This is a genomic window from Shewanella sp. OMA3-2 (genome assembly GCF_021513195.1).
Lineage (GTDB): Bacteria > Pseudomonadota > Gammaproteobacteria > Enterobacterales > Shewanellaceae > Shewanella.
Genome location: NZ_CP090974.1, coordinates 4,016,581 through 4,043,237, shown reverse-complemented (window position 1 = coordinate 4,043,237; position 26,657 = coordinate 4,016,581). Strand labels below are relative to the sequence as shown.

General features: G+C 41.5%; 30 protein-coding genes and 1 pseudogene. 19 read left to right on the top strand and 12 right to left on the bottom strand.

Annotated features, from left to right (window positions below; genetic code table 11):
• Nucleotide 1: 1 nt before the first annotated feature.
• The 8 genes from hpf to L0B17_RS17800 form a co-directional block, all read right to left on the bottom strand.
• Nucleotides 2-289 (bottom strand): ribosome hibernation-promoting factor, HPF/YfiA family, encoded by a 288-nt coding sequence (hpf, locus tag L0B17_RS17835; RefSeq protein ID WP_235086639.1) that lies wholly within the window; start codon nucleotides 287-289, stop codon nucleotides 2-4.
• 26 nt (nucleotides 290-315) lie between these two features.
• Complete coding sequence (locus tag L0B17_RS17830; protein ID WP_235086637.1) at nucleotides 316-1,809, bottom strand: RNA polymerase factor sigma-54; 1,494 nt, start codon at nucleotides 1,807-1,809, stop codon at nucleotides 316-318.
• Between the two features lie 174 nt (nucleotides 1,810-1,983).
• Nucleotides 1,984-2,715, bottom strand: a complete 732-nt coding sequence (lptB, locus tag L0B17_RS17825) for an LPS export ABC transporter ATP-binding protein (RefSeq protein ID WP_235086635.1) — start codon at nucleotides 2,713-2,715, stop codon at nucleotides 1,984-1,986.
• Nucleotides 2,712-3,299: a lipopolysaccharide transport periplasmic protein LptA gene (gene lptA, locus L0B17_RS17820; RefSeq protein WP_235086634.1), complete on the bottom strand. Its 588-nt coding sequence runs from the start codon at nucleotides 3,297-3,299 to the stop codon at nucleotides 2,712-2,714. The genes lptB and lptA overlap by 4 nt, the downstream gene beginning before the upstream one ends.
• The gene (gene lptC / locus L0B17_RS17815) at nucleotides 3,286-3,846 is read right to left on the bottom strand and encodes an LPS export ABC transporter periplasmic protein LptC (RefSeq protein WP_235086632.1); all 561 of its coding nucleotides are present in this window, start codon (nucleotides 3,844-3,846) and stop codon (nucleotides 3,286-3,288) included. Before lptC ends, lptA begins: the two co-directional genes overlap by 14 nt.
• Nucleotides 3,843-4,403: a 3-deoxy-manno-octulosonate-8-phosphatase KdsC gene (kdsC, locus tag L0B17_RS17810; RefSeq protein ID WP_235089925.1), complete on the bottom strand. Its 561-nt coding sequence runs from the start codon at nucleotides 4,401-4,403 to the stop codon at nucleotides 3,843-3,845. The genes lptC and kdsC overlap by 4 nt, the downstream gene beginning before the upstream one ends.
• A gap of 8 nt (nucleotides 4,404-4,411) precedes the next feature.
• A complete protein-coding gene (locus L0B17_RS17805; RefSeq protein ID WP_235086631.1) occupies nucleotides 4,412-5,389 on the bottom strand; it encodes a KpsF/GutQ family sugar-phosphate isomerase in 978 nt (325 codons plus the stop codon).
• A gap of 34 nt (nucleotides 5,390-5,423) precedes the next feature.
• Nucleotides 5,424-6,386, bottom strand: coding sequence for a calcium/sodium antiporter (locus L0B17_RS17800; RefSeq protein ID WP_235086629.1), 963 nt, complete (start codon nucleotides 6,384-6,386; stop codon nucleotides 5,424-5,426).
• A gap of 230 nt (nucleotides 6,387-6,616) precedes the next feature.
• On the opposite strand from L0B17_RS17800, the gene mlaF reads away from it, so the two are divergent.
• The 7 genes from mlaF to murA all read left to right on the top strand — a co-directional run bounded on the left by mlaF (nucleotide 6,617) and on the right by murA (nucleotide 11,291).
• On the top strand, nucleotides 6,617-7,441 hold the full coding sequence (gene mlaF / locus L0B17_RS17795; RefSeq protein WP_235089924.1) for a phospholipid ABC transporter ATP-binding protein MlaF: 825 nt from the start codon (nucleotides 6,617-6,619) through the stop codon (nucleotides 7,439-7,441).
• Nucleotides 7,428-8,213, top strand: coding sequence for a lipid asymmetry maintenance ABC transporter permease subunit MlaE (mlaE, locus tag L0B17_RS17790; protein WP_235086627.1), 786 nt, complete (start codon nucleotides 7,428-7,430; stop codon nucleotides 8,211-8,213). The genes mlaF and mlaE overlap by 14 nt, the downstream gene beginning before the upstream one ends.
• Nucleotides 8,214-8,248: 35 nt before the next feature.
• A complete protein-coding gene (gene mlaD / locus L0B17_RS17785) occupies nucleotides 8,249-8,722 on the top strand; it encodes an outer membrane lipid asymmetry maintenance protein MlaD (RefSeq protein ID WP_235086626.1) in 474 nt (157 codons plus the stop codon).
• A gap of 10 nt (nucleotides 8,723-8,732) precedes the next feature.
• The gene (locus L0B17_RS17780) at nucleotides 8,733-9,386 is read left to right on the top strand and encodes an MlaC/ttg2D family ABC transporter substrate-binding protein (RefSeq protein ID WP_235086624.1); all 654 of its coding nucleotides are present in this window, start codon (nucleotides 8,733-8,735) and stop codon (nucleotides 9,384-9,386) included.
• Nucleotides 9,383-9,694 (top strand): STAS domain-containing protein, encoded by a 312-nt coding sequence (locus L0B17_RS17775; protein ID WP_235086623.1) that lies wholly within the window; start codon nucleotides 9,383-9,385, stop codon nucleotides 9,692-9,694. The genes L0B17_RS17780 and L0B17_RS17775 overlap by 4 nt, the downstream gene beginning before the upstream one ends.
• A gap of 73 nt (nucleotides 9,695-9,767) precedes the next feature.
• Nucleotides 9,768-10,019, top strand: a complete 252-nt coding sequence (locus L0B17_RS17770) for a BolA family protein (RefSeq protein ID WP_235086621.1) — start codon at nucleotides 9,768-9,770, stop codon at nucleotides 10,017-10,019.
• Nucleotides 10,020-10,031: 12 nt separating this feature from the next.
• The gene (gene murA / locus L0B17_RS17765; protein ID WP_235086620.1) at nucleotides 10,032-11,291 is read left to right on the top strand and encodes a UDP-N-acetylglucosamine 1-carboxyvinyltransferase; all 1,260 of its coding nucleotides are present in this window, start codon (nucleotides 10,032-10,034) and stop codon (nucleotides 11,289-11,291) included.
• 124 nt (nucleotides 11,292-11,415) lie between these two features.
• On the opposite strand, the gene degS is transcribed toward murA, so the two are convergent.
• Nucleotides 11,416-12,492, bottom strand: a complete 1,077-nt coding sequence (gene degS / locus L0B17_RS17760; RefSeq protein WP_235086618.1) for an outer membrane-stress sensor serine endopeptidase DegS — start codon at nucleotides 12,490-12,492, stop codon at nucleotides 11,416-11,418.
• A 171-nt stretch (nucleotides 12,493-12,663) separates the two neighbouring features.
• Nucleotides 12,664-14,013, bottom strand: a complete 1,350-nt coding sequence (gene degQ, locus L0B17_RS17755) for a Do family serine endopeptidase DegQ (RefSeq protein WP_235086617.1) — start codon at nucleotides 14,011-14,013, stop codon at nucleotides 12,664-12,666.
• A gap of 358 nt (nucleotides 14,014-14,371) precedes the next feature.
• On the opposite strand from degQ, the gene zapE reads away from it, so the two are divergent.
• The 8 genes and pseudogenes from zapE (at nucleotide 14,372) to rlmB (ending at nucleotide 22,369) form a co-directional block, all read left to right on the top strand.
• The gene (zapE, locus tag L0B17_RS17750) at nucleotides 14,372-15,481 is read left to right on the top strand and encodes a cell division protein ZapE (protein WP_235086615.1); all 1,110 of its coding nucleotides are present in this window, start codon (nucleotides 14,372-14,374) and stop codon (nucleotides 15,479-15,481) included.
• Nucleotides 15,482-15,760: 279 nt separating this feature from the next.
• The gene (gene rplM / locus L0B17_RS17745) at nucleotides 15,761-16,192 is read left to right on the top strand and encodes a 50S ribosomal protein L13 (RefSeq protein ID WP_226411384.1); all 432 of its coding nucleotides are present in this window, start codon (nucleotides 15,761-15,763) and stop codon (nucleotides 16,190-16,192) included.
• 15 nt (nucleotides 16,193-16,207) lie between these two features.
• Complete coding sequence (rpsI, locus tag L0B17_RS17740; protein WP_235086614.1) at nucleotides 16,208-16,600, top strand: 30S ribosomal protein S9; 393 nt, start codon at nucleotides 16,208-16,210, stop codon at nucleotides 16,598-16,600.
• A gap of 99 nt (nucleotides 16,601-16,699) precedes the next feature.
• Nucleotides 16,700-16,885 (top strand): DUF2065 domain-containing protein, encoded by a 186-nt coding sequence (locus tag L0B17_RS17735; protein ID WP_235086612.1) that lies wholly within the window; start codon nucleotides 16,700-16,702, stop codon nucleotides 16,883-16,885.
• A 72-nt stretch (nucleotides 16,886-16,957) separates the two neighbouring features.
• On the top strand, nucleotides 16,958-18,253 hold the full coding sequence (locus tag L0B17_RS17730) for an adenylosuccinate synthase (protein ID WP_235086610.1): 1,296 nt from the start codon (nucleotides 16,958-16,960) through the stop codon (nucleotides 18,251-18,253).
• A gap of 131 nt (nucleotides 18,254-18,384) precedes the next feature.
• Nucleotides 18,385-19,017, top strand: a complete 633-nt coding sequence (locus L0B17_RS17725; protein WP_272491876.1) for a tetratricopeptide repeat protein — start codon at nucleotides 18,385-18,387, stop codon at nucleotides 19,015-19,017.
• A 35-nt stretch (nucleotides 19,018-19,052) separates the two neighbouring features.
• Nucleotides 19,053-21,612, top strand: a pseudogene (rnr, locus tag L0B17_RS17720) (ribonuclease R).
• Between the two features lie 4 nt (nucleotides 21,613-21,616).
• Nucleotides 21,617-22,369: a 23S rRNA (guanosine(2251)-2'-O)-methyltransferase RlmB gene (rlmB, locus tag L0B17_RS17715; RefSeq protein WP_235086609.1), complete on the top strand. Its 753-nt coding sequence runs from the start codon at nucleotides 21,617-21,619 to the stop codon at nucleotides 22,367-22,369.
• A 73-nt stretch (nucleotides 22,370-22,442) separates the two neighbouring features.
• On the opposite strand, the gene L0B17_RS17710 is transcribed toward rlmB, so the two are convergent.
• Together L0B17_RS17710 and L0B17_RS17705 are read right to left on the bottom strand one after the other, a co-directional pair.
• Complete coding sequence (locus L0B17_RS17710; RefSeq protein ID WP_235086607.1) at nucleotides 22,443-23,864, bottom strand: MFS transporter; 1,422 nt, start codon at nucleotides 23,862-23,864, stop codon at nucleotides 22,443-22,445.
• Nucleotides 23,865-23,912: 48 nt separating this feature from the next.
• Nucleotides 23,913-24,656 (bottom strand): DUF481 domain-containing protein, encoded by a 744-nt coding sequence (locus L0B17_RS17705; protein ID WP_235086605.1) that lies wholly within the window; start codon nucleotides 24,654-24,656, stop codon nucleotides 23,913-23,915.
• 216 nt (nucleotides 24,657-24,872) lie between these two features.
• Between L0B17_RS17705 and rpsF the strand changes: the two genes are divergently transcribed.
• From rpsF to rplI, 4 genes are read left to right on the top strand one after another with little or no spacing between them, the layout of a single operon-like run.
• The gene (gene rpsF / locus L0B17_RS17700) at nucleotides 24,873-25,265 is read left to right on the top strand and encodes a 30S ribosomal protein S6 (RefSeq protein WP_226411372.1); all 393 of its coding nucleotides are present in this window, start codon (nucleotides 24,873-24,875) and stop codon (nucleotides 25,263-25,265) included.
• A 56-nt stretch (nucleotides 25,266-25,321) separates the two neighbouring features.
• Nucleotides 25,322-25,576 carry a primosomal replication protein N gene (priB, locus tag L0B17_RS17695; RefSeq protein WP_235086603.1) on the top strand — a complete coding sequence of 85 codons (255 nt, stop codon included), beginning with the start codon at nucleotides 25,322-25,324 and terminating at the stop codon, nucleotides 25,574-25,576.
• A 12-nt stretch (nucleotides 25,577-25,588) separates the two neighbouring features.
• Nucleotides 25,589-25,816 carry a 30S ribosomal protein S18 gene (rpsR, locus tag L0B17_RS17690; protein WP_226411370.1) on the top strand — a complete coding sequence of 76 codons (228 nt, stop codon included), beginning with the start codon at nucleotides 25,589-25,591 and terminating at the stop codon, nucleotides 25,814-25,816.
• 43 nt (nucleotides 25,817-25,859) lie between these two features.
• Complete coding sequence (gene rplI, locus L0B17_RS17685) at nucleotides 25,860-26,312, top strand: 50S ribosomal protein L9 (protein WP_235086601.1); 453 nt, start codon at nucleotides 25,860-25,862, stop codon at nucleotides 26,310-26,312.
• Nucleotides 26,313-26,657 lie beyond the last annotated feature (345 nt).

Genomic DNA, 26,657 nt, shown 5'->3' with positions numbered 1-26,657 from the left:
ATTAATGTTTAGTTAATTTCTCTTTATGTTTAATGACCTGACGATCGAGCTTGTCAATCAGGGCGTCTATGGCGTGATACATGTCAGCATGTTCAGCAGTGGCAAATACTTCAGTGCCATTTAGGCTGACTTTTGCTTCAGCTTTCTGTAACTGCTTTTCGACATTCAATACTACTTGGACATTATTGATCTGATCGAAATGTCGTTCAAGTTTTGTAAACTTATTTGTAACATATTCTCTCAGTGATTCAGTAATTTCAATATGGTGACCCGCTAAGGTGATGTGCATATTTATCCTCCAATTGCCTAGGTAGATTATAAGCTCTTACGTTGGTTTGAGGGAGGGATCATCATCGCTTCGCGATATTTTGCGATAGTGCGACGTGCAACATTAATCCCTTGTTCAGCCAGAAGATCAGCCATTTTACTGTCACTTAATGGCTTTTTCTGGTTTTCAGCTGCAACCAGCTTTTTAATAAAGGCTCTAATTGCTGTCGATGAGCACTCTCCGCCATCGTCGGTGCTTACATGGCTAGAAAAAAAATACTTAAGTTCGAATAGTCCGCGTGGTGTATGCATATACTTTTGTGTGGTGACACGCGAGATAGTTGATTCATGCATTTCGACAGCTTCAGCTATGTCATTCAACACCATAGGTTTCATGGCTTCTGCGCCGTATTCAAAAAAACCTTGCTGAAATTGCACAATACAATTTGATACTTTAAGCAAGGTATCGCTACGGCTTTCTAAGCTTTTGATGAACCATTTGGCTTCTTGTAAGTGGCCTCGAATAAATTGAGTGTCTGTTGAGCTTTTGCTGCTTTTTGCCATGGCAGCATATTGTTGATTGATGCCTATTTTTGGCATGTTGTCAGGGTTCAACTCAACTACCCAACGGCCATTCTTTTTGGTTACTGACACATCTGGGATAACATATTCATCATCTGGTGGAGTGATCATGGTGCCAGGACGTGGATTTAAAGATTGTATTAATTCAATTGCTTCGCGCAGCTCATCTTCTTTTAGCTTTGTTTTACGCATTAAGGTGCGAAAATCACGCCCAGCAATCAAATCTAAATAATCTTTGATTAACATTCTGGCATTATCAATATGTGGTGTGTTTGGTGCAAACTGAACAAGTTGAATCAACAAGCATTCACTTAAGCTGCGTGAGGCAACACCAAGTGGATCAAAATGTTGTATGCGCTTTAGCACAGCTTCTACTTCGTCTAGTTCGACAGAGTCATCGCCCATGGCCTCTAAAATGTCTTCGGTACTTTGGGTGAGATAGCCAGTGTCATCAATAGCATCAATAATCGCAGTTGCGATAGCTAAGTCTGTTTCAGAAAAGGGAGTCAGATTTTTTTGCCATTCTAGATGTTCATACAAGCCTTCAGATGTTTCACCCTGGAAAGGCATGTCATCATTTGGCATGCTGCCTGACCCCGAACCTGGGCTTGCCATTGGGGAGGCGCTGTACACTTCATCCCAAGTGGTATCCATTGGCAGATCGTCAGACATTTGCTCTTTAGTCATTGACTCTGCGGTATCGATATTTGAAGTGTCTTTTTCGACAACAGGGACACTGACTTCGTTGAAGTCAGTGTCTGACAGGTCTTTTGAGTTTTCATTTTTATCGCTAAGTACTGAAAATTCATCTTCCATTTCAAGCAAAGGGTTGGAATCTAATGCTTGTTGAATTTCTTGCTGTAACTCCAAAGACGATAACTGCAACAAACGAATCGCTTGTTGCAGTTGTGGGGTCATAGTGAGGTGCTGACCCATTTTAAGTTGGAGTGAAGCTTTCATTACTGCTGATCCCTAGAATAATTCGGCGTCTCACTGGTTAAAGTGAGTGAGAGTCGCAAATTTTTTAACAAATGCTCTGACTTTAGTTACATATGAGCGATTAACTCTATCATCAGATAGCTCAGCCACCAGAATACAATGTTAAGCAAGTGTTTCAGAGCCTCTTTAGATTCACTATAGCTTGAATTGTTCCCCTAAGTATACAGCCCGAACTTGTTGATTGTTTAGTACTTCAGTAGGAGTTCCTTCGGCAATTAAATTACCCTGACTAACGATATATGCACGCTCGCACACATCAAGTGTTTCACGGACGTTATGGTCGGTAATTAATACCCCTAGACCACGGTGTTTGAGTTGCAGAATAATTTTTTTAATATCAATCACTGAAATAGGGTCAACACCAGCAAAGGGCTCATCTAATAGTATAAATTTAGGGTTGGCTGCTAAAGCGCGGGCAATTTCTACCCGTCGTCTTTCGCCGCCAGATAGTGACATACCTAAACTATCGCGAATATGGGTGATATGAAATTCTTCTAAAAGATGTTCAAGTTCCTGGATCCGCTCGTCTGGAGTCATCGATTTACGGGTTTGCAAGACAGCCATAATATTATCGTGCACGGTGAGTTTTCTAAAAATACTGGCTTCTTGGGGTAAGTAGCCAATACCTTTTCGCGCCCGTAAATGCATTGGATCAGCGGTTAAGTCATCGTCATCGATTAAAATGCGGCCATGGTCACTTTTGACTAAGCCAACAACCATATAAAACGTCGTGGTTTTACCTGCGCCATTGGGACCTAGTAGCCCAACAATCTGGCCAGTTTTTACGGTTAAACTGACACTTTTAACCACTTGACGATTTTTATAGCTTTTAGCTAAATTCTCAGCTGTTAAGGTAATTTGGGTCATTGGTTACCTTGCTTTTTTAACGGAATTTCAGGTAGTTTTTGTGCGGGTGATGCATCATTTTGGAAGTTTTCCGGCTGAATAATGGTAATCACACGATCTTCACCTTTACCGGTACTCTCCGCGATAAGCTCTTGGGCATTGATATTGTAACGGATTACGTTTCCTGTCACTTTACTGCCTGCTTGATCTAGCTTAGCGTTTCCGGTTAGCAAGAGTCCGGTCGTTGCTAAGTCATAACGAATTTCATTGGCACTGGCTGTACCTATGCGGCCATCATCAAGCTCTTGTGAGAACGTAGCAGGGTTGCCGGTGGCAATTAGCGTTTTAGTTTGGCCGTTTTCAGCAGAAAATGCCCGCAGCTCATCGGCTTCGATATTGATCGAGCCTTGGGTGATTTTTACTGGTCCGTTAAAAATGATTTGGTTATTTTTAACATCAGCTCGTTGGCTCACGGCAGCAATTTTAAGCTCTTGCTTTAAGTCGCCTTCTTTGGCCACGGCGTTGCCAGCCAAAACACTAATAGCTAAAGTGCAAATAACACTGCTTCTACCGAGCAATGTGGTTAAAAACTTAATGTGGTTCATATGTCCCTTCTACTTGACTGAGTAAGGTAATTTGTTCTGCATTGAGATCGGCAAATAGCCCTAAGCCTTGAATAATAAAACCATTACCTTTAATGGTAACTGACTCTTCAGAACGCCCTATCATAGTGTTTAAATTAAAGGTGACTTGCTGAGTTTCAAGTGATTGTAACGGCTCTTCAATATCAATGGCATCGATTACTACATCGTTATATAAGCTGACTTCATTTGAATGCTGATCTAACGTTGCATTTTTAGCCGTTATTTGCCATTGCGCCTTACCATTTTCAGGATAAAGAAGCAGTACTGGCGCGGTAAATAAAGTGGTGTTTGTGCTGGTAAAATGTTCCATATGTTGGGCGCTGACTTTGCTGTCAACGAGTCCCAATTTGTTGAATTCTGTAGTGCGAAGATCATCGGCCACAAAATCAGGTCGCTCAACTCTAGGATCTTTGATTAATGCCATTTGATTTCGTTTGACTTGTACTTGCCAATACAATATCAAGGCTAAGCCAAAAAATGCGCAAATAGCCAGTGTGGTTCGATTCATATACTCATACCATGGGCACTTTCAAATTTATTTTGGCTTAAAAGCAACAAGTCAGTTAGCTCTCTTAACGCACCATGGCCACCTTTAATTGTGGTTATCATATGGCAGTGTTGTTTAACGTATGGATGTCCATCGGCAACGCTGACAGCCAGTCCTACTACTTTCATAACAGGCAAATCTACCATGTCATCGCCAATGTAAGCTACTTGTTCTGCGGTGACGTTATATTTTTTGATTAATGCCTCGTAGGGAGTCAATTTATCATCGATCCCTTGATGGATATCTTTGATGCCTAAGGCTGTCATGCGATTTTCGACAATTTTAGATTTTCGTCCGGTAATAACGGCAACATTAATGCCACTGGTTAATATTGAACGAACACCGTACCCGTCTCGTGTGTGGAATGCTTTTGACTCTTCGCCGCTATTATTAAGGTAAATACGGCCGTCAGAAAAAACCCCATCAACGTCGCAAATAAGCAGTTTTATTTTTTGGGCGCGTTGCCAAGTATCATCGCTAATTGGGCCATAAAAACCTAGATGAGTTTGCGTATTCATTGTCATACTTATATTACCCCTGCTTTAACCATATCGAGCATATTTAATGCGCCTATGGGTTGATGTGCGTTATTTACCACAATCAAACCGTTGATGTTTTTTTCATCCATTATTTGTAATGCTTGAGCTGCCAAGATGTTGGCTGGGCTGGTGACACAATTTTTGGTCATAACCTGTGAAATTGGTGTGGTGCGAAGATTGACTTCTGCATCGATAACCTGGCGTAAATCACCATCGGTAAAAATACCGACTAAGACATTATTATCATCAACCACCGCTGTCATGCCTAAGCCTTTATTCGATATTTCATATAAGGCTTCAGTGATGCAAATATCTTGCTTTACCAAGGGGAGATCTTTGCCTTGGTGCATAACTTCATTCACCTTGAGTAATAATTTACGGCCTAAAGAGCCCCCTGGATGTGAGAGGGCAAAATCATCACGGGTAAATCCTTTTGCTTGTAATAGTGCGACCGCTAAGGCATCACCCATGACTAATGTTACTGTCGTGCTTGATGTTGGCGCTAAACCAAGTGGGCAAGCTTCTTCAGGCACTTCAATACACAGATGCAATTTTGCCAGCTTCGCCATATTAGATTCAGGCTTGCCAGTAATAGCAATGACAGGCACGCCCATACGTTGAATAACAGGCATTAATGTTAAAATTTCACTAGACTCGCCTGAGTTCGAAATCGCTAAAATAATGTCATTTTTAGCTAATGCGCCAAGGTCGCCATGGCTAGCTTCTCCAGGATGAACAAAGAATGCCGGTGTGCCAGTACTGGCAAAGGTCGCTGAAATCTTATTACCAATATGGCCAGACTTTCCCATACCCATTACGATAACTTTACCTGTGCATTGCATGATTAATTCACATGCCTGCCCGAAAGCATCTGAATCTACAAATTGGTAGAGATGCTCTAGTGCCGCTTTTTCAATATCAATGACTTTACGGCCCCATTGACGAAATTGAGTTTGGTTTGCCATATCTGTTTCTCTTAGTAAAGTCCTTTGCGCTCCATTAAGAAGCGTTGAAAACAACGTATTGGTACGCAACAAAGGTTAATAGTAATAAAACGCCATGCCAACGCATAAGTTGTCGCTTGGCACCGCTGGATAACACTAATACTGCTAATGCGGCACTAGTACCCAGAACCATGTAAAAATCTCTATTCACAGCAGTGGCATCAAGCTCACCTGGTGAGATTAGCCCCGGAATAGCTAGAACCGCAAGAATATTAAATAAATTCGACCCGACAATATTGCCAATGGCTAAATCGTGCTCTTTTTTTAACACTCCGGCAATACATGCTGCTAGTTCAGGCAAACTGGTGCCAACAGCAATAATGGTCAGTCCAATCACTAAATCAGACAAACCGTAAATTTTTGCAATACCTACTGCACCGTCGACCATCCAACCAGCTGATAATGGTAAAAAAACAATGCCGACAACAATCCACATGATAGCATGAAAGGTAGGGACATCTTTAGGGATCTCACCGTCGATTTGATCATCAAGTGCGTCAGTTTCTTTATTACTTAAGGCCTGATAAATAAATCCGCCCATAACAAGCAAGAAAGCCACCACTAAAATCATTCCTTCAATGCGAGTTAGAAAACCATCATGGATCAAATATCCCGCCAATACAGTTGCAGCAAGCATGAGTGGTACTTCACGTTTTAGAGTCTTAGAGCTAACGCTGATAGCGCCTAGTAAGGCTGTAATACCTAATATAAGGGTGATATTGGCAATATTTGAGCCAAGGACGTTACCTATAGCGGTATCGTTCATGCCCTCCATTGATGCGGTCGCAGCAACAAACATTTCAGGTGCAGAGCTACCCATAGCAACAATAGTAAGCCCAATTAACATGGGGGGTAAGCCAAGGTTACGGGCAAATGCAGATGCGCCATACACAAATTTATCAGCACTAATTACCAGTACGGCTAATCCAACGCAAAGCATCAAAATATTAACTAACATGTCATCCCTTTATTTTATTTGAACATGGGTATTTTCTCTGTAAATGAATCAAATTGAAAGGAACAATAACTATAAATAACCGAATCAATCAGTCGATTAACCTTTGATAAAGATTAATTTCATTTAAGGTTAGGGTATTTTTATTGAGATGAGGTTGTTAGGTGAGCAACATTCACGTAAAATTTAACCCTCATTTACGCGCCAGGATGGCAGCTATCTCTTCAAATATTATGTCTGAGACATCAATCGTGTTGCAAAATCCGCTTGTAGAAATTAAACACCTTGGTTTTAGTCGGGGTGAGAAAGTCATTTATGATGATATTTCTTTAACGATCCCCAAAGGGAAAGTGACCGCTATTATGGGGCCCAGTGGTATTGGTAAAACCACCTTACTTAAATTAATTGGTGCTCAGTTAATCCCAGATTCTGGTGAAGTACTGTTTGATGGTCTAAATATGCATCAATTATCCCGTACTGAGCTATACCAAGTTCGTAAACGTATGAGTATGTTATTCCAAAGTGGCGCTTTGTTCACAGACATGAATGTGTTCGATAACGTGGCTTTTGCATTACGTGAACATTCTGGCTTACCAGAGACGATTATTCGTTCAATTGTATTGATGAAACTACAAGCTGTTGGACTGCGTGGTGCGGCTTATATGATGCCAAGCGAATTGTCGGGCGGAATGCAGCGTCGTGCAGCATTGGCTAGAGCCATCGCTTTAGAGCCTGAAATGGTGCTGTATGATGAGCCCTTTGCGGGACAAGACCCAATTTCAATGGGCATGTTAGTTAAGTTAATTCGGGAATTATCTGATTCCTTAAAACTCACCTCTGTGGTTGTGTCCCACGATGTCAAAGAGGTTTTAGGCATTGCTGATTATGTTTACGTGATTGCCGATAAGAAAGTCATTGCAGAAGGTACGCCTGAGCAGTTGAGAAAATCAGATAATCCACAGCTAATACAGTTTATTGATGGTGCGCCAGATGGCCCTGTACCATTTCATTATCCAGCAGTTGATTATCAACAGGAGTTGTTGAGTGAATCCGATTAATTTGATTGCTGCAATTGGTCGTTATGCCATTGGTTTAGTCAGTGGCTATGGGAAGGCTGGCGTCATGTTATGGCGCGCGATAGTGCATGTGCCAAATCCCAAAAAAGGCTTGCCCTTATTGATCAAACAGATCTATGTATTGGGCGTACGCTCAATGATTATTATTATCGTATCGGGCTTATTTATTGGCATGGTATTAGCGCTTCAAGCGTATAATATTTTAGTGGGTTTTGGTACCGAAGACAGCTTAGGTCCTATGGTCGCTTTAAGCTTATTACGTGAACTTGGGCCTGTTGTCACTGCACTGTTATTTGCTGGGCGTGCTGGGTCTGCATTAACTGCTGAAATTGGTTTAATGAAGTCAACAGAGCAATTATCAAGTTTAGAAATGATGGCTATCGATCCGTTAAAGCAGATTATTGCACCACGATTTTGGGCCGGTGTGATCAGTATGCCATTGTTAGCAATGATGTTTAGCTTAGTCGGTATTTTAGGTGGTCACTTAGTCGGTGTGGAATGGAAAGGTATTGATACTGGTGCTTTTTGGTCGATATTACAGGCTTCAGTTGAGTGGCGACAAGATATTGTTAACTGCCTTATTAAAAGCACTGTATTTGGTATTGTGGTGACATGGATTGCATTATATCGAGGTTATGAAGTCAAGCCTAATCCAGAAGGGATTAGTCGGGCGACAACCTCTACGGTAGTGCAGGCCAGTTTAGCTGTTCTAGCTTTGGACTTTTTGCTAACCGCATTAATGTTCGGAAATTAAGATTAATTTATTAACTATTTAAGTGGTTTAAGCGTATGTTGACACGAAAGATTGAGTTACTTGTTGGTCTATTTTTATTGTCAGGGGTGTTAGCATTTTGCGTACTGGTTTTTAATGTAGCCAATGTCAAAGTTGATACCCAAAACAATAATTATTCGTTAATTGCTGAGTTTAATAATATTGGCGGGTTAAAAGTTCGAGCGCCAGTCAAAGTTGGTGGCGTCGTGGTTGGCCGAGTGGCTAATATTACTTTAGATGACCGTAAACTTGTCCCTATAGTCACCTTAACTATGGATAAGCGTTATGATCATTTCCCAGAAACCAGTAGCCTGTCAATTTTAACATCAGGTTTGTTAGGTGAGCAGTTTATTGGTTTAACCCCAGGCTTTATGGATGATGATATTGACATGCTTAGTGATGGTGACAAAGTTGATGACACCCGCGGCGCGTTGATTTTAGAAGACTTAATAGGCCAATTGTTATATAGCATGTCGTCAAAAGATAAATAGGAGCGGTTTTATGCAAGCATTATTAGTGCGTATCGTTAGCGCTGTTATATTGTTGACCAGTATTCAAACCTGGGCGGCAGAGATTAATACTCAAGATCCATATAAGTTAATTGAACAAGTTTCAAATCAGACCTTTGATCGCTTTAAAAGAGACAAAGCAATAATTGATCAAGACTTAAGTCATTTAAAAGTCATTGTGGCTGACGAACTTATGCCTTATGTGGATTATAAATACGCCGCTTATAAAGTGATGGGACAGTATTTACGTGAAACCAGTGATGATCAAAGAGTACGGTTTGTCGAAGCTTTTAAAGGTTATTTAATCGGTACTTATGCACAAGCGTTAACTGCATATACTGATCAAACTGTGGCATTTGAACCACCGTCAGACTTTAGCCAAGACAAAATGGTCGAAGTTAGCGTGCAAATTATTGAACAAGGTCGTCCACCGATTAAAATTCAATTCAAAGTACGTCGTTTAAAAGATAACTCATGGAAAGCATTTGATTTAGTCGCAGAAGGCGTCAGCTTACTTGCATCAAAACAATCTGAAATATCAAACTTAATTCGCCAGCAGGGCATTGAGTCGGTCATTACTATGCTGAATGATAAAACAAAGCAAAAGATTGACCGTAAACTTGATAAAGAGGATAAAGCGGCGTGATTCAGTTTGAACAGCAAGGTGATACTTGCTTAGTGCAAGGGCGTTTAACGCAAGATGAGGTCATACAATTGTGGCCGAATCGACATCAACTGTTTACTGCATCGACTCAAGTGGTAGACTTGTCCGCTTTGACTTATGTCGATAGTGCAGGTGTCGCTATGCTGCTTACACTAAAAGGATTAGCAATGTCAGAGCAAAATATGTCTTCAGGGGCTATTTCGCGTATATTGCAGCATCCTGCGGCTCAATTGCAAAAAATGATTGAGCTATACGATTTACACACTTTTTTTGCTGATAATTCTCGTTAATTTGATCGGCATTTAGTTCACCATTCACGACGTTAATATTGTTAAATTAACGTCGCAATAAAGGTATAAATTCATGGATTGCAAAGTTATTGAGCAAATTCTATCCGAAGCATTAGAACTGACAGAGGTTCATGCTACATCTGACGGTAGCCACTTTAAAGTTGTTGCTGTAGGTGAATGTTTTGATGGCATGAGCCGAGTCAAACAACAACAAGCAATATATGGACCGTTAGCAGAAAATATTGCCAATGGCGAGCTGCACGCGTTAACTATAAAGACATTCACGCCGACCCAGTGGAAGCGTGAAAAACTTTTCAATATGTAATTAGAGAGCCAAGTGGATAAATTAACCATTAAAGCTAGCCAGCCTTTAACTGGCAGTGTTGTTATTTCAGGTGCTAAAAATGCCGCCTTGCCGATTTTAATGGCAGGTGTATTGGCCGAAACTGACTTTATTTTAACTAATGTCCCAAGTTTACGAGATGTTAGCACCAGCTGTAAGCTATTGCGTTGTTTAGGTGCTGATGTTGAAGAGTTAGGCCAAGGTAAAGTACGTATTTCTACTACCAACTTAAATGAGTTTTGTGCGCCATATGATTTGGTAAAAACCATGCGGGCATCTATTTTAATTTTAGGTCCATTGCTAGCACGCTACGGTACTGCAGATGTGTCTTTACCTGGTGGCTGCGCCATTGGTGCGCGACCTGTTGATCTGCACCTTCATGGCCTTGAGTTAATGGGGGCTAAAATTGAAGTAAAAGAAGGCTATATAAAAGCACGTGTAGATGGCCGTCTTAAAGGTGCGCATATCTTTATGGATATGGTCAGTGTTGGCGCCACTGAAAATTTACTGATGGCTGCAGCATTAGCTGACGGTACAACCGTGATTGAAAATGCTGCCCGTGAACCTGAAGTGTCTGACTTAGCCCATTGCTTAATCGCAATGGGAGCAAAAATCAGTGGTATTGGCTCGACTACGTTAACGATTGAAGGCGTTGAACGTCTTCATGGGTGTGAGTATCGTGTAATGCCTGATCGCATTGAAACAGGCTCATTTTTAGTCGCCGCCGCCGTGACTCGTGGGCATATTCGCTGTGAAGCGGCAGATCCTGCCTCTCTTGAAGCGGTAATATCAAAACTTGAAGATGCGGGTGCGATTATTACGACAGGTAAGGACTGGATAGAGCTTGATATGCAGGGGCAACGTCCAAAGGCTGTTAATATTAAAACCGCTCCTTATCCAGGATTCCCAACAGATATGCAAGCTCAGTTTTGTGTACTGAATGCACTAGCTGAAGGTACTGGACGAGTAACTGAGACGATTTTTGAAAATCGCTTTATGCACGTACCAGAATTAAGCCGTATGGGAGCTAAACTGGCGCTTGAAGGTAATACTTGTATTATTGAAGGCATAGAGTCATTAAATGGTGCGCAAGTGATGGCAACTGATTTACGCGCTTCAGCAAGCTTGGTCATAGCAGGGTTAATGGCTGAAGGTACCACAACGGTGGATCGCATATACCATTTAGATCGTGGTTATGAACATATTGAAGCTAAGTTTAAAGGTTTAGGCGGCGAAGTTATTCGCGTGTCTTAATTCTGATAGCTTTAGGGCAACGACTTAATCGCTGAATTAAAAAAGCCATCAATTTTAATTGATGGCTTTTTTAATGACTGTTTTTCAACTTAATATCATAGTTGGAATTATTTTGTATTTGTTACTATTGATCAAAAGAATTTTTTTCTACAACAAATACAGGTATTTCTAGCTTCAATCCTTGTCGTATTACCGTCAGTAATACTTTATTACCAGGTGGCGTTTCTGCTATTTTATCCATTAATACCTCAACACCTGGAATGTCAGCATCTGCATAAGCAATAATGACATCTCGAGCTTGTATCTCTGCATTGGCAGCTGGTCCGTTAGGGTCAATACCAGTAACAAAAACGCCTTTTAAATCAGGTAAGTTTAAAATCTGAGCCACAACAGGGGTTAATGCTTCTCCGGAAATACCAATAGCGCCACGAATAACACGACCGTCTGCAATCAATTTATCCATAATACTGTGTGCTAGTTTGATCGGGATGGCAAAACTGATCCCATTACCACCATTGTCGCCGCCAACTTTAAACGCAGCAGTGTTAATGCCAATTAATTCGCCAGCGGTATCAATTAACGCGCCGCCAGAGTTACCGGCATTAATGGCAGCATCAGTTTGTAAAAAATCTAAATAACCTGAGCTTAATCCGCTGCGGCCAGTCGCACTAATAATACCCTGAGTAATTGTTTGCCCAAGGTTGTATGGATTGCCAATGGCTAAGACTACATCGCCTACTAAGGCTGGGTTATTTAAATTAATCGGTACAACAGGGAGGTTGTCGCCTTCAATTTTTAACACTGCTAAATCTGTTTCAGGATCACTGCCAACGACTTCGGAGGTAAAACGCCGTCCATCTTGCAGTGCAATAACAATTTCATCGGCACGTTTTATGACGTGATAGTTGGTGAGAATATAACCTTGACTGCTCATAATCACGCCAGAACCTAAGCCCTGTAGTGAACTTGAGTTAAGCGGTGCACGTTGATCAATACTCAAGCTATAAATGTTAACCACGGCGGGGGCTGCGCGGCGAACAGCTTTAGCAAAAGATAACTCACTGCCCTTATTCGCCCCTTGTGTCAAACTACTTTTGAAAGGGCTGCCGTCAAATGAGGTTGCGATAAGAAAAACCGCAGCCATGATCAGACCAAATAAAATGGATTTGCTCAGATAAATACTAATGTCTTTAAAGTTCATAGTCTGATCGATGTGAAGTGAATAGCACAAATATTAACATAACTGAAAAAATTAAGCATCGGGCTTGAATACTCGATGCTTAATTAATGAATGCTAACATTGGCTTAAGTGATTGCAGTTCAATAATCACTCATTATTATCAATCGATTGCTGTCACTTATCGATTGTTCATTATCGTAAAACTAAATAGCTCAAGTTGTTATCGCGCAGTATTTTCAGTGCAATTGAACCCTGTTGCTTTTCTAGTAAGGCTTTAAAGGATTTTAAATCTTTAACCTGGGTGCGATTAATGCCGACAATGAAATCACCTTTTTGAAGTCCTGACATCGCCGCCGGAGAACCTTGGGCGACATCGGTTATTTCAACGCCTTTAGTGCCATTATTAAGCGTAGTACCCTGAAGCATAGGATGTAAGGCTCCAGCAGCCGCTTCAATCGCATCAGCTTTACCTAAAGTGGCTTTAACGGTTTTAGTGCCGCCATCACGAATAAGGCCAAACTCAACTTTTACATCGGCTCCCATAGTAGCCACTTTAGCGCGTAACTCTTGGAATGATTTGATTTTTCGACCATTTACGCTGGTAATAATATCACCCGCTTTGATGCCTGCTTTAGCGGCAGCGCTGTCTGGTACGACTTCGCTAACAAAAGCGCCATGTTGGGTTTCTAGTCCAAATGCGGTAGCGAGTTCTTTGTCTAAATCACGACCCGCTACCCCTAAAATACCTCGTCTAACTTCACCGTGCTCAATAATTTGTTGGACTAAGTTATTGACCATATTAGCAGGAATGGCAAAGCCTATACCGACGTTACCGCCATTAGGTGCCACAATGGCGGTGTTGATCCCCATTAACTCGCCATTTAAATTAACCAATGCACCACCTGAGTTACCACTATTAATGGCTGCATCGGTTTGGATGAAGTTTTCAAGCATCTCTATACCCAAGCCACTTCGCCCTAAAGCACTAACAATACCCGATGTCACTGTTTGCCCTAAACCGAATGGATTACCAATAGCAACGGCAAAGTCACCTACACGGACTTCGTCTGAATCGGCTTGTTTAATCGCGGTGAGATTTTTAGCAGTAATTTGTAATAAGGCAATATCGGATTCTTTATCAGCACCAATGAGCTTGGCTTCGACTTCTCGGCCATCGTTTAAACCAATTTGAATATTGTCAGCACCGTTGATGACATGATTGTTGGTAATGATATAACCCTTTTCAGCATCAATAATCACCCCAGACCCTAGGCCTCGAAACGGACGTTCCTGTACTTGTTCGCGCGGAGCGTTTGGACCAAAAAAGTAGCGAAATACATCAGGTACTTGTTGTTTAGATACTTGGGTGCCTGACACTGCTACAGACACCACTGCTGGCGTGGTGCGTTCTAGCATAGGCGCTAAACTGGGTATTGATTGGCCATCAACAGATTGTGGAATGGCGGCAAAAGAACTGTTTGGTATAACAGTTAATGATGCGGTTAACAGGGCTGCAGAAAGTAAGCTTAGTTTGGTTTTCATTAATATGGCTCCTTGGACACTCAAGCTAGTACCTAGTACTAAAAATATGGCGCTTGAATGAGGTAAATTAAAGTTAAATATCGTTAATCAGATAAATTATTAGGTCATTAAAGTGCAATTATTTTTATGAGCAATTGTTTCTGTAAATAGTCGTTGTTTCAAAATGAGCGTCAATTGGGTACGCGGTAAAACGTAACAATGATGCAAAAGTGGATATATTATTTATTGGGAGTCGGTTTCGATTTGATAGTTCATTAACGATTAACAAAGGTTAATTTGATCGTTTAACGCGGTTACTCGTATTGAAATTTTAATGTTATTATCCGCAGCAATTATCAGATGTAAGAGAGTCATAGTCGTGTCACAGTTATCCCCTTGGCAGCATTATCAACAAGATCTCACCCGTGAGAGTTTCTCCCATGATCCAGCTCAAGAACAAGCTGTTAGGTCATTGCAACGTGTCTTTGATGAATTAATTGCTGCAGAGCAACCTGTTTCAGGTCTAACTAAAATATTAGCCGTATTTGGTAAAAAACCGACAACATCGGTGCAAGGGTTATATCTATGGGGTGGTGTAGGGCGTGGTAAAACCTACTTAATGGATACCTTCTATGATGCGCTTCCGGGTGATAAAAAGCTCAGAGCGCATTTTCATCGCTTTATGCATCAGCTTCACCATGATTTAAGCGAGTTAAAAGGGGTACAAGACCCGTTACTGACGATCGCAAAAAAAATGGCCAATCAATATAAAGTCATTTGCTTTGATGAATTTTTTGTTTCTGATATTACCGATGCGATGCTATTGGGCACTTTGTTTCAAGCCCTATTTAAGGAAGGGGTGGCATTAGTGGCTACCTCTAATATTATTCCTGATGATTTGTACAAAAACGGCTTGCAACGAGTACGCTTTTTACCTGCTATCGCATTGATTAATCAGCATTGTGAAATTTTGAATGTTGATTCAGGTATAGACTATCGCTTAAGAACCTTAGAGCAAGCTGAGATTTATCATTACCCGCTTGATGAACAGGCTGACTTGAATTTACACACTTACTTTAAACAGCTTGCACCAGAGTCGGAGGTGTTGACCGACGCCATCAATATTGATGGCCGCTTAATCAGTATTCGTCAGCAATCTCAAGGGGTGTTACTGGCCAACTTTAGAGATGTATGTGATGGGCCGCGTTCTCAGCGAGATTATATGGAGATTGCCCGAATTTATCATACCGTCCTACTCAGTGGGCTTGAACAAATGGGTGAGCAATTAACCGGTGATGATATTGCAAGGCGTTTTTTAGCTATGGTGGATGAGTTTTACGAGCGAAATGTAAAACTTATTATTTCAGCTCAGGTGCCTTTAGAGGATATTTACACCCAAGGTATGTTGAACTTTGAGTTTCGTCGCTGCCGCTCAAGACTTATAGAAATGCAATCCCATGATTATTTAACCTTAGAGCATCTACCTTAAAATAGTATAGATACTAAATTTGCTGCTATTTTGAGCAAAAGGAAACGGTAGAGTTGCTGATAAAACGATCAAACTATTTAACGCTTTTCATAAATATCAGGTGATTTCTATCTTATGTTTGCGTATAATCCGCACCTGCCCTCGTTACTCCGTCGAATTGGGCGGAAGTTTTAAGCCAATATTCATGCTCGAAGGGGCAAGAATCGGTCCATTTTGTGTTAATTGCGACTTGCAGTTGGCATGTGAGACAGAATTTTAAACATTGGGTTTTTGTAAAAAATGAAGACTACATTTAATGCTACATCAGAAACAGTCACACGTGACTGGTTCGTCGTTGATGCCGAAGGTAAAACTTTAGGTCGTATGGCTACTGAAATTGCTACTCGTTTACGCGGTAAGCACAAGCCTGAGTATACACCTCATGTTGACACTGGTGACTACATCATCGTTATTAATGCTGAGAAAGTTACTGTAACTGGTAACAAAGCTGCGGGTAAAATTTACTACTCGCACACTGGTTTCATCGGTGGGATTAAGCAAATTTCTTTTGAGAAATTGCAAGCTCATAAACCTGAGATGATTATCGAGAAAGCTGTTAAGGGTATGTTGCCAAAAGGTCCATTGGGCCGTGCTATGTTCCGTAAACTTAAGGTTTACGCAGGCACTGAGCATAACCATGCCGCACAACAACCACAAGTTCTTGATATTTAAAACGGGAGTAAGCTAATGTCTGCAACTCAGTACTACGGCACTGGCCGTCGTAAAACATCAACTGCTCGCGTATTCGTTAAAGCAGGTAGTGGTACAATCGTTGTTAACCAACGTCCACTTGATATATATTTTGGCCGTGAAACTGCTCGTATGGTTGTTCGTCAACCATTAGAGTTAGTTGAAATGACTGATAAATTCGACATATATGTAACTGTTAAAGGCGGTGGAACCACTGGCCAAGCAGGTGCAATTCGTCACGGTATTACTCGTGCGTTAATGCAACTAGATGAGACTTTACGTCCTTCTCTACGTGCCGCTGGTTTTGTTACCCGTGATGCTCGTAAAGTTGAACGTAAGAAAGTTGGTCTACGTAAAGCACGTCGTAAGCCACAATTCTCGAAGCGTTAATTCGCCTTTGGAATACAAAAAACCCAGCTTATGCTGGGTTTTTTATTGGCTGAATTTTATGATGATAAGATTATCGCACCTAAATCGAGGGCGTTTTAGATGACCTTACAGCTTTTTATGACTGCAATTGCCTTAGTATTTATCGTTGAAGGGCTTGGTCCGTTATTGTTTCCACAAAAATGGAAAAAGTATTTATTTGAGCTTTCTGGACAAAACCAAAATGTTCTCAGGCGCTTAGGTGGATCTTTAGTCACAGCAGGGATCGTTATATTGATTATTTTTTAATAAAATACTTGCCTACAACCCCCTAAAATCTGTTAAAATTCTATTTTATACCACAAGACGTTGCAGCTAATAATGGGCAAAAATGTAGTCGTACTCGGCACTCAATGGGGTGACGAAGGCAAAGGTAAGATTGTCGACCTTTTAACAGAACAGGCAAAATACGTAGTTCGTTACCAAGGCGGTCATAATGCCGGTCATACTTTGGTAATTGATGGTGAAAAAACGGTACTTCATTTAATTCCGTCAGGAATTTTACGTAACAACGTAAAATGTCTGATTGGTAATGGTGTAGTTGTTGCGCCTGATGCGTTGATGAAAGAAATCAACATGCTGAAAGAGCGCGGCGTACCGGTTGAAGAGCGTTTACTTATATCTGAAGCGTGTCCGCTAATATTACCTTTCCATTGTGCACTTGATATTGCTCGCGAAAAAGCGCGTGGCAATAAAGCGATTGGCACAACGGGTCGCGGTATTGGACCAGCTTATGAAGATAAGGTTTCACGCCGTGGTCTTCGCATCGGCGACTTATTCAATGCAGAACTTTTTGCAACTAAGCTAAAAGAAGTGATGAAATATCACAACTTTATGCTAACTGAATACTATCAAGTAGAAGCCGTTGATTACCAAAAAACTCTCGATGATGCATTAGCTATTGCCGATTATCTAAAGAGTATGTGTGTTGATGTGACTGAGTTATTAGATACCGCCCGTAAGGCTGGTGAGCCAATTCTATTTGAAGGCGCTCAAGGTACACTATTGGATATCGACCATGGTACATATCCATTTGTAACTTCTTCTAATACTACTGCTGGTGGTGTTGCTACAGGCTCAGGCTTTGGTCCTCGTCATATTGATTATGTACTTGGTATCATGAAAGCTTACACTACCCGTGTAGGTGCTGGTCCTTTCCCAACTGAATTAGCCAATGAAATTGGTGATTACATTGGTGAGAAAGGCCAAGAGTTTGGTGCGACGACGGGTCGTAAGCGTCGTCCAGGTTGGTTAGATGCTGTGGCAATGCGCCGTGCAGTTCAAATTAACAGCGTAAGTGGTTTCTGCTTAACTAAACTTGATGTATTAGATGGTTTAGAAGAAGTTAAAATCTGTGTTGGTTATCAATATCCAGATGGTACTGTTTCTAAAATTACCCCATTAGCCGCTGAAGGCTATGAGTTAGTTACACCAATCTATGAAACTATGCCAGGTTGGAAAGAAGTGACTTTTGGTGCAACTTCAATTGAGCAACTACCTGTTGCGGCAATTAACTACATCAAACGCATTGAAGAGCTATTAGAAACGCCAATCGATATTATCTCAACCGGTCCAGACCGTAACGAGACCATGATTCTAGTTAATCCATTTAACTAAAATCAATATCGTAAAAGGCCGCGTTAAGCGGCCTTTTTAATGAAAGCAGCTAAGAAAGTATTGGCTCAATACTTAAGAAAAATCTGTAGCGGCCGATTAATGAGTTAATCAAACTGTCATCGAGAATTTTTATGTTACGGCTTTCATTACTTCTCATATTCACGTTATTATTTGGTTCTTCTATTCAAATGGCTAGGGCTGTCTCTGCCGCCTATGACATTTATAGTGATGAACAACTCATTAATTTGATCCGCAGTAATCAATATCTCCAACGTGTGAAGCTTGATGAATGTCAGTTAGTACAAGATATTGAAGCTAGAGCAGAAGTGCTACAGCAGCCCTTATATCAATTTTTATGGGGCGAAATGTTAAATCACGGCGTGTGTGTGAAAGCGCATCCTGCTCGTGGAGTTGCTATGTTACAAACGGCCGCCCAACAAGGCAGTGCCGAAGCAATGTTAAAATTAGCAGATTATTACTACCAAGGAAAATTAGTAGTAAAAGATCGACATCGTTCAGTGCAATACACGTTACCGGCAGCAGCAAATGGTGATGTAAATGCACGTATGATGTTAGTTAAACTGTTTACTGAAGGTTATGGTAGCCCAAAAGATTATGAAATAGGCTATCATTGGCTTTATAACAGTATTTTCGATGGTGAGAGTCAGCAAAAGAAAGCGACTTCACTATTACAACAACTTGCTGTGAAAATGCCCACAAGTATTGTTGAAAGGGCTCAGCAGCAACAACTTTATATGCAATAAGGCATACAATATTATGCCGATGATTTGGAAATTGAATGATCACCGATCCTCATTTTGAGAGAGAACAAGACAAGTACGATAATCCTATTCCTAGCCGTGAGTACATTTTAGAGTACTTGCGCGCGCAAAAGTCACCCGTTACCCGTGACAAAATAGCAGAAGCGTTAAAAATAACTGAGGAAGAACCATTAGAGGCTTTGCGTCGCCGTTTGCGTGCGATGGAGCGTGATGGCCAGTTAGTATTTACCAGGGTCAAAGCTACGGGTTACCTGAGAAAATGGATTTATTATCGGGCACCATTATTGGCCACCGAGATGGCTTCGGCTTTTTAAAGCTTGAAGAAGGTGGTGACGATTTATTTATTAATAACCGTGACATGCTGATGTATTTTCATGGCGATAAAGTGCTGGCACAAAAAGCGGGTACAGATCGTCGTGGACGCCGAGAAGCAAGAATAGTTCGTTTGGTTCAAGAGCGAAGTGCGGCATTAGTTGGCCGATATCATGTTGATGGCGGGATGGCATTTATTATTGCCGATGATCGTCGTATCAACCAAGAGATTTTAATCGCCGATGAAGATAGAAACGGTGCCCGTGCTGGTGATGTCGTGGTGGTTGAGCTAACAAGACGACCAGGTCGATTTGTGAAAGCTGCGGGTAAAGTCACTGAAGTACTAGGCAAAACGATGGCTCCGGGTATGGAAATTGAAATTGCACTGCGCAATTATGATTTACCCCATACCTGGTCAGATATTATTGAAAAAAGCTTAAGCGTATACCTGATGAAGTGCCTGAGTCAGACAAACAAGGCCGAGTAGATTTACGTCATTTACCACTCGTCACTATTGATGGTGAAGATGCTCGTGACTTTGATGATGCGGTTTATGCGGAGAAAAAAACCGGTGGTGGTTGGCGCTTGTGGGTGGCTATTGCTGATGTAAGCCATTATGTGCGCACAGATTCGGCATTAGATGTCGAAGCTCGTGAGCGTGGCAACTCGGTATATTTTCCTTCGCAAGTGATTCCCATGTTGCCAGAGAAAATTTCTAACGGATTATGTTCGTTAAACCCTCATGTCGATCGTTTGTGTATGGTGGCCGAAATGACTATTGCCGCCAGCGGTAAGCTGTCAGGCTATAAATTTTACTCCGCAGTAATGCATTCCCATGCGCGTTTCACTTATACCCAAGTTGCCGACATGCTAGAAGGTGGCGTGATTGCCCCTGAACATAAAGCATTGTTCCCGCATTTACAGTGTTTACAGTCTTTGTACTTAACCTTAGATGAGCGACGAGCAGAGCGAGGTGCTATTGCATTTGAAACATTAGAGACGCAATTTATTTTTAATGAACAACGCAAAATTGATAAGATTGTTCCTAGAGGCCGTAACCAAGCGCATAAAATTATTGAAGAATGTATGATTTTAGCCAATGTGGCGTCTGCTAAGTTCGTTAAAAAGAACAAAGGTGAAGTGTTATACCGTGTGCATGAAGCGCCATCTGAACAAAAGTTAGTTAACTTTAAAGAGTTTCTCGCGGAGCGTGGTTTATCGATGGACGGTGGCTTAGAGCCTACACCAGCAGATTACCAAGGTATTATGCTGAAAATAGCAGACAGACCGGATGCTGAGCTTATTCAGGTCATGTTATTACGCTCTATGCGCCAAGCTATTTATAGCCCAGATAATGAAGGGCATTTTGGCTTAGCTTTAGAAGAGTATTCTCACTTTACATCGCCTATTCGCCGTTATCCTGATCTTGTTCTTCATCGCGTGATTAAGTTTTTACTGGCTAATAGTGAAGGCACAGTTAAAGACAAGTGGACTCAGGACGGTGGCTATCAGTACACCACAGCTGAGTTAGATTCATTAGGGGAAGAATGTTCAACTACTGAGCGCAGGGCCGACGAAGCGACTCGCGATGTCAGCGACTGGCTTAAATGTGAATACATGCAAGATCATGTAGGTGATGACTTCGAAGCTGTCATTGCATCAGTGACCAACTTTGGTTTATTTGTCCGCTTAAATGATTTATTCATCGATGGTCTGGTGCATATATCCAGCTTAGCCAGTGACTACTATCAGTTTGATGCTATGCGCCAGCGTTTAGTCGGTGAAAATACCCGTCAAGTTTACCAAGTTGGTGATCCCGTTAGCGTCAAAGTTGCCGCAGTTAACTTAGATGATCGTCAAATCGATTTAATCATGATTGGTGACAACAGCAAAGGTCAGGGCAAACGTCGAAACAGTAACAAGCCACTTACGGCACGTGATCGCGTTAAGTTAGAAGGTGCTAAGACTACACGTGGCGCTAAAGAGGGTGATAAGCCGTCTAAAGGTCGACGCAAAAAAGTAGCTTCTGAAAGTACCGGCTCAGCAGTTAGCAAAGATTCAGCTAACAAGGGTTCCGCTAAAGAACAGACTAGCAAAAAGCCGCGGGTAAAAAAACCTAGCGCCAAAAAGACTGACGCTAAAAAAACGACTGTCAAAAAGCCTTTAGCGAGTAAATCGAAAGCTAAGAAGCCAGATGCTAATAAAGCCAACAATAGCGAATCAACCGCAAAAGCGGCTGAAGCCAAAAGCAGTAAGAGAAAGTAATTAAATGAAAAAACAAGATGTTATTTTTGGTATTCACGCAGTTGAAGCCCTTTTAAAAAACAGTCCAGAACGCGTGATTGAATTATGGCTAATGCAAGGTCGTGATGACGAACGTTTAGAGCCATTAGTTAATGCCGCTCAAGAAGCGGGTATTAAGTCACAGCGTTCAGCTAGAAAAGTGCTCGATGAAAAAGCAGAAAGTACCCAGCACCAAGGTGTGGTTGCACGCGTAACTGCAGCTAAAGTGCTTGCTGAAAATGAGTTAGACGCTTTACTGGATAAGCTCAGTGCTGAGCAGAAAACGCCATTTTTCTTGATACTCGATGGTGTCACAGATCCGCATAATTTAGGTGCTTGTATTCGCAATGCTGATGCTGCTGGTGCGCACGGGGTTATTGTGCCTAAAGATAATTCGGTTGGCCTAACGTCAGTTGTAAGCAAAGTTGCGAGTGGTGCAGCAGAAGTTGTGCCGTTATTTCAAGTGACTAACTTGGCACGCACAATGCGTCACATCCAAGAAAAAGGTGTGTGGATTGTAGGTGCAGCAGGCGAGGCAGATAGTAATGTGTATCAAGCTGACTTTAAAGGCGCGTTAGCGATTGCGATGGGCGCAGAGGGCAAGGGTTTACGCCGTTTAACCCGCGAAAGCTGTGACTCGCTTATTTCTATTCCAATGTCTGGTACAGTTTCAAGCTTAAATGTATCTGTTGCTACCGGTATTTGTTTATTTGAAGCAGTACGTCAACGTTTAGTATAGCGGTCATTTGATAATGGTAAAAAAGCGAGCATCTGCTCGCTTTTTTGTTTTGTAACAAAAGTACCTAGAAGGTCTATTTCTCGCTTGGCTTTGGTATTTCAATAGGGGTAATGACATCATTTGGGGTTGTGTGGGTATTGATGTCATCATCATTTGTATCATCAACAACTTGAGAGTAATCAGGCTCATCGTCTAACACATCGTCTTCGCTGCCAACCATATCAAATGCATTGTCATCTGGATTGATCATTTGATCTTGCACCGATTGCACATTTACTCTGGGGTCAAAAGATGCAGCCAATGGCGACGAGACTAAATCTCCGCCAGCCATGACATAATCATGGCTTGAGCCCTGTTCTGCTTTTTGTTTGTTATTAATAAACAATAACCGAATAACTAAAGTGAAGGCACAAATACTCATAAAACCATATAGCATATCATTGCCTAGATGCTGCATAAGGGATGACGCGACAAGCGGGCCAATACTGGCTCCAATACCAAATGTCACTAAAATGGTCGCCGATAACCCGACACGTTCATGTTGCTCGACACGTGAATTGGCTAACGCTGTGGCTAATGGATAGAGCGTAAAAGCTAACACGCCAAATATTGCGGTTAAGACTAACGAGATTTGAGCATCAAAAGGTACCAGTGCAATAATTAGCACTAATATACCAAGCAGACCGCAATTAATCCGAATAAGGCGGCTTCTTGGCATTAAATCTGACAGTTTACCCATCGGCCATTGGGCTAATAAACCTGCAAAAATAGTACAGGTCATATATAAGGCGACAGATTGCGGTTCAATCCCTTGCGCTGTGGCATATGCTGGCGCTAAACCGTAAAAACACCCCACAATCATGCTGCCTAAAGCTATGGTAGTGAGTGCTTGTGGCGCGCGCTTCCAGTAGTGTTTCATGTTAAGTGGTGCAGGTGTCAATGGTTCTGGGTGAATGCGACGGGTAATCGAGATCGGCACGGTACATAAGGCAAAACAAATTGCGATAAGTAACAAAGGTTCAATGCCTAAGTCAGGATACAAGCTAATAGCGCCTTGACCAGCCATGAGTGCAAGATAAGATACAATCATATAGCTGGCAAAAACGGTACCGCGCTGGCTTGGCTCAGACTGCTCATTAAGCCAGCTTTCAAGCACCATGTATTGACACATCATACCCATGCCAACAATGACTCGCAGTATTAACCAAATGGTTAAGTCGTCAATTAATGCATGACCTAACGCAGATGCAGTGACCACACCTGCGCAAGCAACAAAAGCGCGAATATGGCCCACTTGTGCGATGAGTTTGTGACCTACTTTGGAGCCACATACCAAACCAATATAGTAGGCAGACATCATGCCACCTACCCATATTTGTGGTACTTCCATCGTAGTGAGTTTTAGGCCTAAATATGTAGTCAGTAGACCGGCTGCCAGTACCATCATAAAGGTAGTACTGTATAACGAGGTAAAACTACGTAATGGACTGGTCATCACACTGCCTCTAGTAGGTTATTTATTACTCCACTTAAATAAGAGTAATTACTGGAATGTGTACAATAAATTGAATGTCGTAATCGTATCAGTTTTTTGACTGTCTTGTGGGACATCTGATGTATATTTAACGTTGACGCCAATTTTAAATGCCCAATCTTGAATAAAGGTATTTCTATAGTTCATATCTAAGGTTAAGGTGTTGTTATCTTGACCTGTTTCAGCGGTGACGTCGGCATTAAGGCTGGTATATTCTTGTAGTTTTACAGAATACTTAGCCGCTGAACGTAAAATGATATCCCTGTTCGGCGCAGGCTCTGGGTCAGCAACAGATGAAGAGGGTAAGTCATAACGATAACCAGGGCCGAATTCTAAACTGAGTTTGGTTCTATAGTTTTTGATTAAATCAAAACCATAACCTGAGGAAATAGTATAAATTTTGGTGAACGAGCCGTACTGGTTCCAGGTAAATTCACCGCGGCCAAAAACGTATCCTCGCTCTAATTTATAGTTACTTTGTAGATAAACCTCATATTTCTCCGAGGTTGCTTCACTTCCGTCAGCAGAGTAGTAGGCTTTTAAGGTGCCTTCTTGCTTAGTATTAAGGGTGTCGTAAGTTGCATACGTACGCCCGTTGAAGTTTTTGGTTTCATTATTGCCACTATTAAGTTGCAACCCAGCTTCAATTTCAGCATTAAAATCATTTTCGGGCTCTTGATAGTCAGGTGGTACCAAAGCCCACGCGGAAGGGGACAATATCAGTAAACAGCAGATAGACAGCGCTTTTTTCATAGTGATCACTATTTCTTGTTATCCATTACAACTCATTTTCAACTGTCGACATGATACCTGTATTCAATTACACAGGAAAGAATACTTTATTACTTGAGTTTGTGAGGGAGTTTCGGTATCATCGCGCGCTCAAATCAGTCACTTTAATTCGTTCCTTGCCTCCACATTGGTATGACTGAGCCAGAAAAGAGGCTACTTAACCGTAAGGAGCAATAAATGCGTCATTATGAAATCGTATTTATGGTTCACCCAGATCAAAGTGAACAAGTCCCAGGTATGATTGAGCGTTACACCGGTGTTATCACCGCTGCTAACGGTACAATTCACCGTTTAGAAGATTGGGGCCGTCGTCAATTGGCTTACCCAATTCAAGACCTACACAAAGCTCACTATGTTCTTTTGAACGTAGAAGCCACTGCAGAGTCTATTGAAGAGTTAGAGACAGCTTTCCGTTTCAACGACGCTGTTCTGCGTAACTTTGTAATGCGCACTAAAGCTGCTGTTACTGAAGCTTCACCTATGGCAAAAGCAAGAGACGAACGTGAAACACGTCGTTCATCTTCTGATGACCGTATGGACGAAGAAAGCGCTGAAGAAAACGCTGAATAATTTACTCTGTGAATAACCACTTAACTTTGTTTGGAACCATAACGCGTTCAAAACAAATGAGTAGCCCTAGCGGGATTAATCATACGATTATTACCCTAGAACATAAGTCACAAAAGTATGACGCAGAGTTATTACGAAACGTATACTGCCTTATACAAGTGGTGTTGAGTGGTCCACGCTTTAATAGCGTAGCAGATAAATTAAAAGCAGGTGTGCAGGTTGAAGTTGAAGGGTTTCTTTCACTACAACAAGGACGAAATGGTCAAAACCGTTTAGTTTTGCATGCTGAAAATGTCGAATTGAAAACTTAGGAGACTGTCAAAATGGCACGTTATTTCCGTCGTCGCAAGTTCTGTCGCTTCACCGCTGAAGGCGTTACAGAAATTGATTATAAAGATATCGTAACTTTAAAGAACTACGTAACAGAAAGTGGCAAGATTGTTCCTAGCCGCATTACTGGTACTAGTGCTAAATACCAACGCCAACTAGCTCGCGCTATCAAGCGTGCTCGTTATCTTTCTCTACTGCCATATACTGATTTACATCAGTAATATAGCAGTATTAAATTCCTAATCGAATAAAGAGGATTTGATAATGAACGTAATTCTACTAGACAAAATTGCAAACTTAGGCAGCTTAGGCGACCAAGTTTCTGTTAAAGCTGGTTATGCACGTAACTTCCTTTTACCATTTGGTAAAGCGGTTGTTGCGAATGCTACAAACGTTGAAGTATTTGAAGCTCGTCGTGCTGATTTAGAAGCTAAAATAGCTGCTGATTTAGCTACAGCGACAGCTCGTGCTGAGAAATTAACTGCATTAGAAGGCGTTGTTATCGCTTCTAAAGCAGGTGATGAAGGTAAACTATTCGGTTCAGTTGGCAACCGTGACATCGCTGATGCAGTAACTGCAGCTGGCGTTGAACTTGCTAAATCTGAAGTCCGTCTACCTTTAGGTGCTTTACGCACAACTGGTAACTTCGAAGTTGAAGTGCAAGTACACACTGAAGTTAAAGCTATCGTTAAGATTTCTGTTGTTGCAGAAGCTTAATTATAGTTAGTGCTTTAAAAAAAACACCGCCTATAGGCGGTGTTTTTTTATGGGCGCTTTTCAGCGTTATCTTGATAACTACCATGTGATTATAAATAATACTCATAGTTCCTCCCCTGAACGTCTTTTTCGCTCAACAATTCACTCAATTTGAATCGACTGCTACTTTGTTAACCGCCATCACAGGCTAATTTACAGTATGATCCCATGCTGGATTGTCATTGCCATCGTTGACGGATTAATTTAACTTAAAGCCCCTCTGTTGCTTTAAAATAGCGGCATTAATTAACGCGGCTTTATCCCGAAGTGAATTGAATCGCTTGTTTTGTTTTAATAAAGGACTCC

Excerpts from the sequence above, each read along its gene's own strand:
- hpf (WP_235086639.1), bottom strand. The coding sequence starts at position 289 with ATGCACATCACCTTAGCGGGTCACCATATTGAAATTACTGAATCACTG.
- L0B17_RS17830 (WP_235086637.1), bottom strand. The coding sequence starts at position 1,809 with ATGAAAGCTTCACTCCAACTTAAAATGGGTCAGCACCTCACTATGACC.
- lptB (WP_235086635.1), bottom strand. The coding sequence starts at position 2,715 with ATGACCCAAATTACCTTAACAGCTGAGAATTTAGCTAAAAGCTATAAA.
- lptA (WP_235086634.1), bottom strand. The coding sequence starts at position 3,299 with ATGAACCACATTAAGTTTTTAACCACATTGCTCGGTAGAAGCAGTGTT.
- lptC (WP_235086632.1), bottom strand. The coding sequence starts at position 3,846 with ATGAATCGAACCACACTGGCTATTTGCGCATTTTTTGGCTTAGCCTTG.
- kdsC (WP_235089925.1), bottom strand. The coding sequence starts at position 4,403 with ATGAATACGCAAACTCATCTAGGTTTTTATGGCCCAATTAGCGATGAT.
- L0B17_RS17805 (WP_235086631.1), bottom strand. The coding sequence starts at position 5,389 with ATGGCAAACCAAACTCAATTTCGTCAATGGGGCCGTAAAGTCATTGAT.
- L0B17_RS17800 (WP_235086629.1), bottom strand. The coding sequence starts at position 6,386 with ATGTTAGTTAATATTTTGATGCTTTGCGTTGGATTAGCCGTACTGGTA.
- mlaF (WP_235089924.1), top strand. The coding sequence starts at position 6,617 with ATGTCTGAGACATCAATCGTGTTGCAAAATCCGCTTGTAGAAATTAAA.
- mlaD (WP_235086626.1), top strand. The coding sequence starts at position 8,249 with ATGTTGACACGAAAGATTGAGTTACTTGTTGGTCTATTTTTATTGTCA.
- L0B17_RS17780 (WP_235086624.1), top strand. The coding sequence starts at position 8,733 with ATGCAAGCATTATTAGTGCGTATCGTTAGCGCTGTTATATTGTTGACC.
- L0B17_RS17770 (WP_235086621.1), top strand. The coding sequence starts at position 9,768 with ATGGATTGCAAAGTTATTGAGCAAATTCTATCCGAAGCATTAGAACTG.
- degS (WP_235086618.1), bottom strand. The coding sequence starts at position 12,492 with ATGAACTTTAAAGACATTAGTATTTATCTGAGCAAATCCATTTTATTT.
- degQ (WP_235086617.1), bottom strand. The coding sequence starts at position 14,013 with ATGAAAACCAAACTAAGCTTACTTTCTGCAGCCCTGTTAACCGCATCA.
- rplM (WP_226411384.1), top strand. The coding sequence starts at position 15,761 with ATGAAGACTACATTTAATGCTACATCAGAAACAGTCACACGTGACTGG.
- rpsI (WP_235086614.1), top strand. The coding sequence starts at position 16,208 with ATGTCTGCAACTCAGTACTACGGCACTGGCCGTCGTAAAACATCAACT.
- L0B17_RS17735 (WP_235086612.1), top strand. The coding sequence starts at position 16,700 with ATGACCTTACAGCTTTTTATGACTGCAATTGCCTTAGTATTTATCGTT.
- L0B17_RS17730 (WP_235086610.1), top strand. The coding sequence starts at position 16,958 with ATGGGCAAAAATGTAGTCGTACTCGGCACTCAATGGGGTGACGAAGGC.
- L0B17_RS17725 (WP_272491876.1), top strand. The coding sequence starts at position 18,385 with ATGTTACGGCTTTCATTACTTCTCATATTCACGTTATTATTTGGTTCT.
- rlmB (WP_235086609.1), top strand. The coding sequence starts at position 21,617 with ATGAAAAAACAAGATGTTATTTTTGGTATTCACGCAGTTGAAGCCCTT.
- L0B17_RS17710 (WP_235086607.1), bottom strand. The coding sequence starts at position 23,864 with ATGACCAGTCCATTACGTAGTTTTACCTCGTTATACAGTACTACCTTT.
- L0B17_RS17705 (WP_235086605.1), bottom strand. The coding sequence starts at position 24,656 with ATGAAAAAAGCGCTGTCTATCTGCTGTTTACTGATATTGTCCCCTTCC.
- rpsF (WP_226411372.1), top strand. The coding sequence starts at position 24,873 with ATGCGTCATTATGAAATCGTATTTATGGTTCACCCAGATCAAAGTGAA.
- priB (WP_235086603.1), top strand. The coding sequence starts at position 25,322 with ATGAGTAGCCCTAGCGGGATTAATCATACGATTATTACCCTAGAACAT.
- rpsR (WP_226411370.1), top strand. The coding sequence starts at position 25,589 with ATGGCACGTTATTTCCGTCGTCGCAAGTTCTGTCGCTTCACCGCTGAA.
- rplI (WP_235086601.1), top strand. The coding sequence starts at position 25,860 with ATGAACGTAATTCTACTAGACAAAATTGCAAACTTAGGCAGCTTAGGC.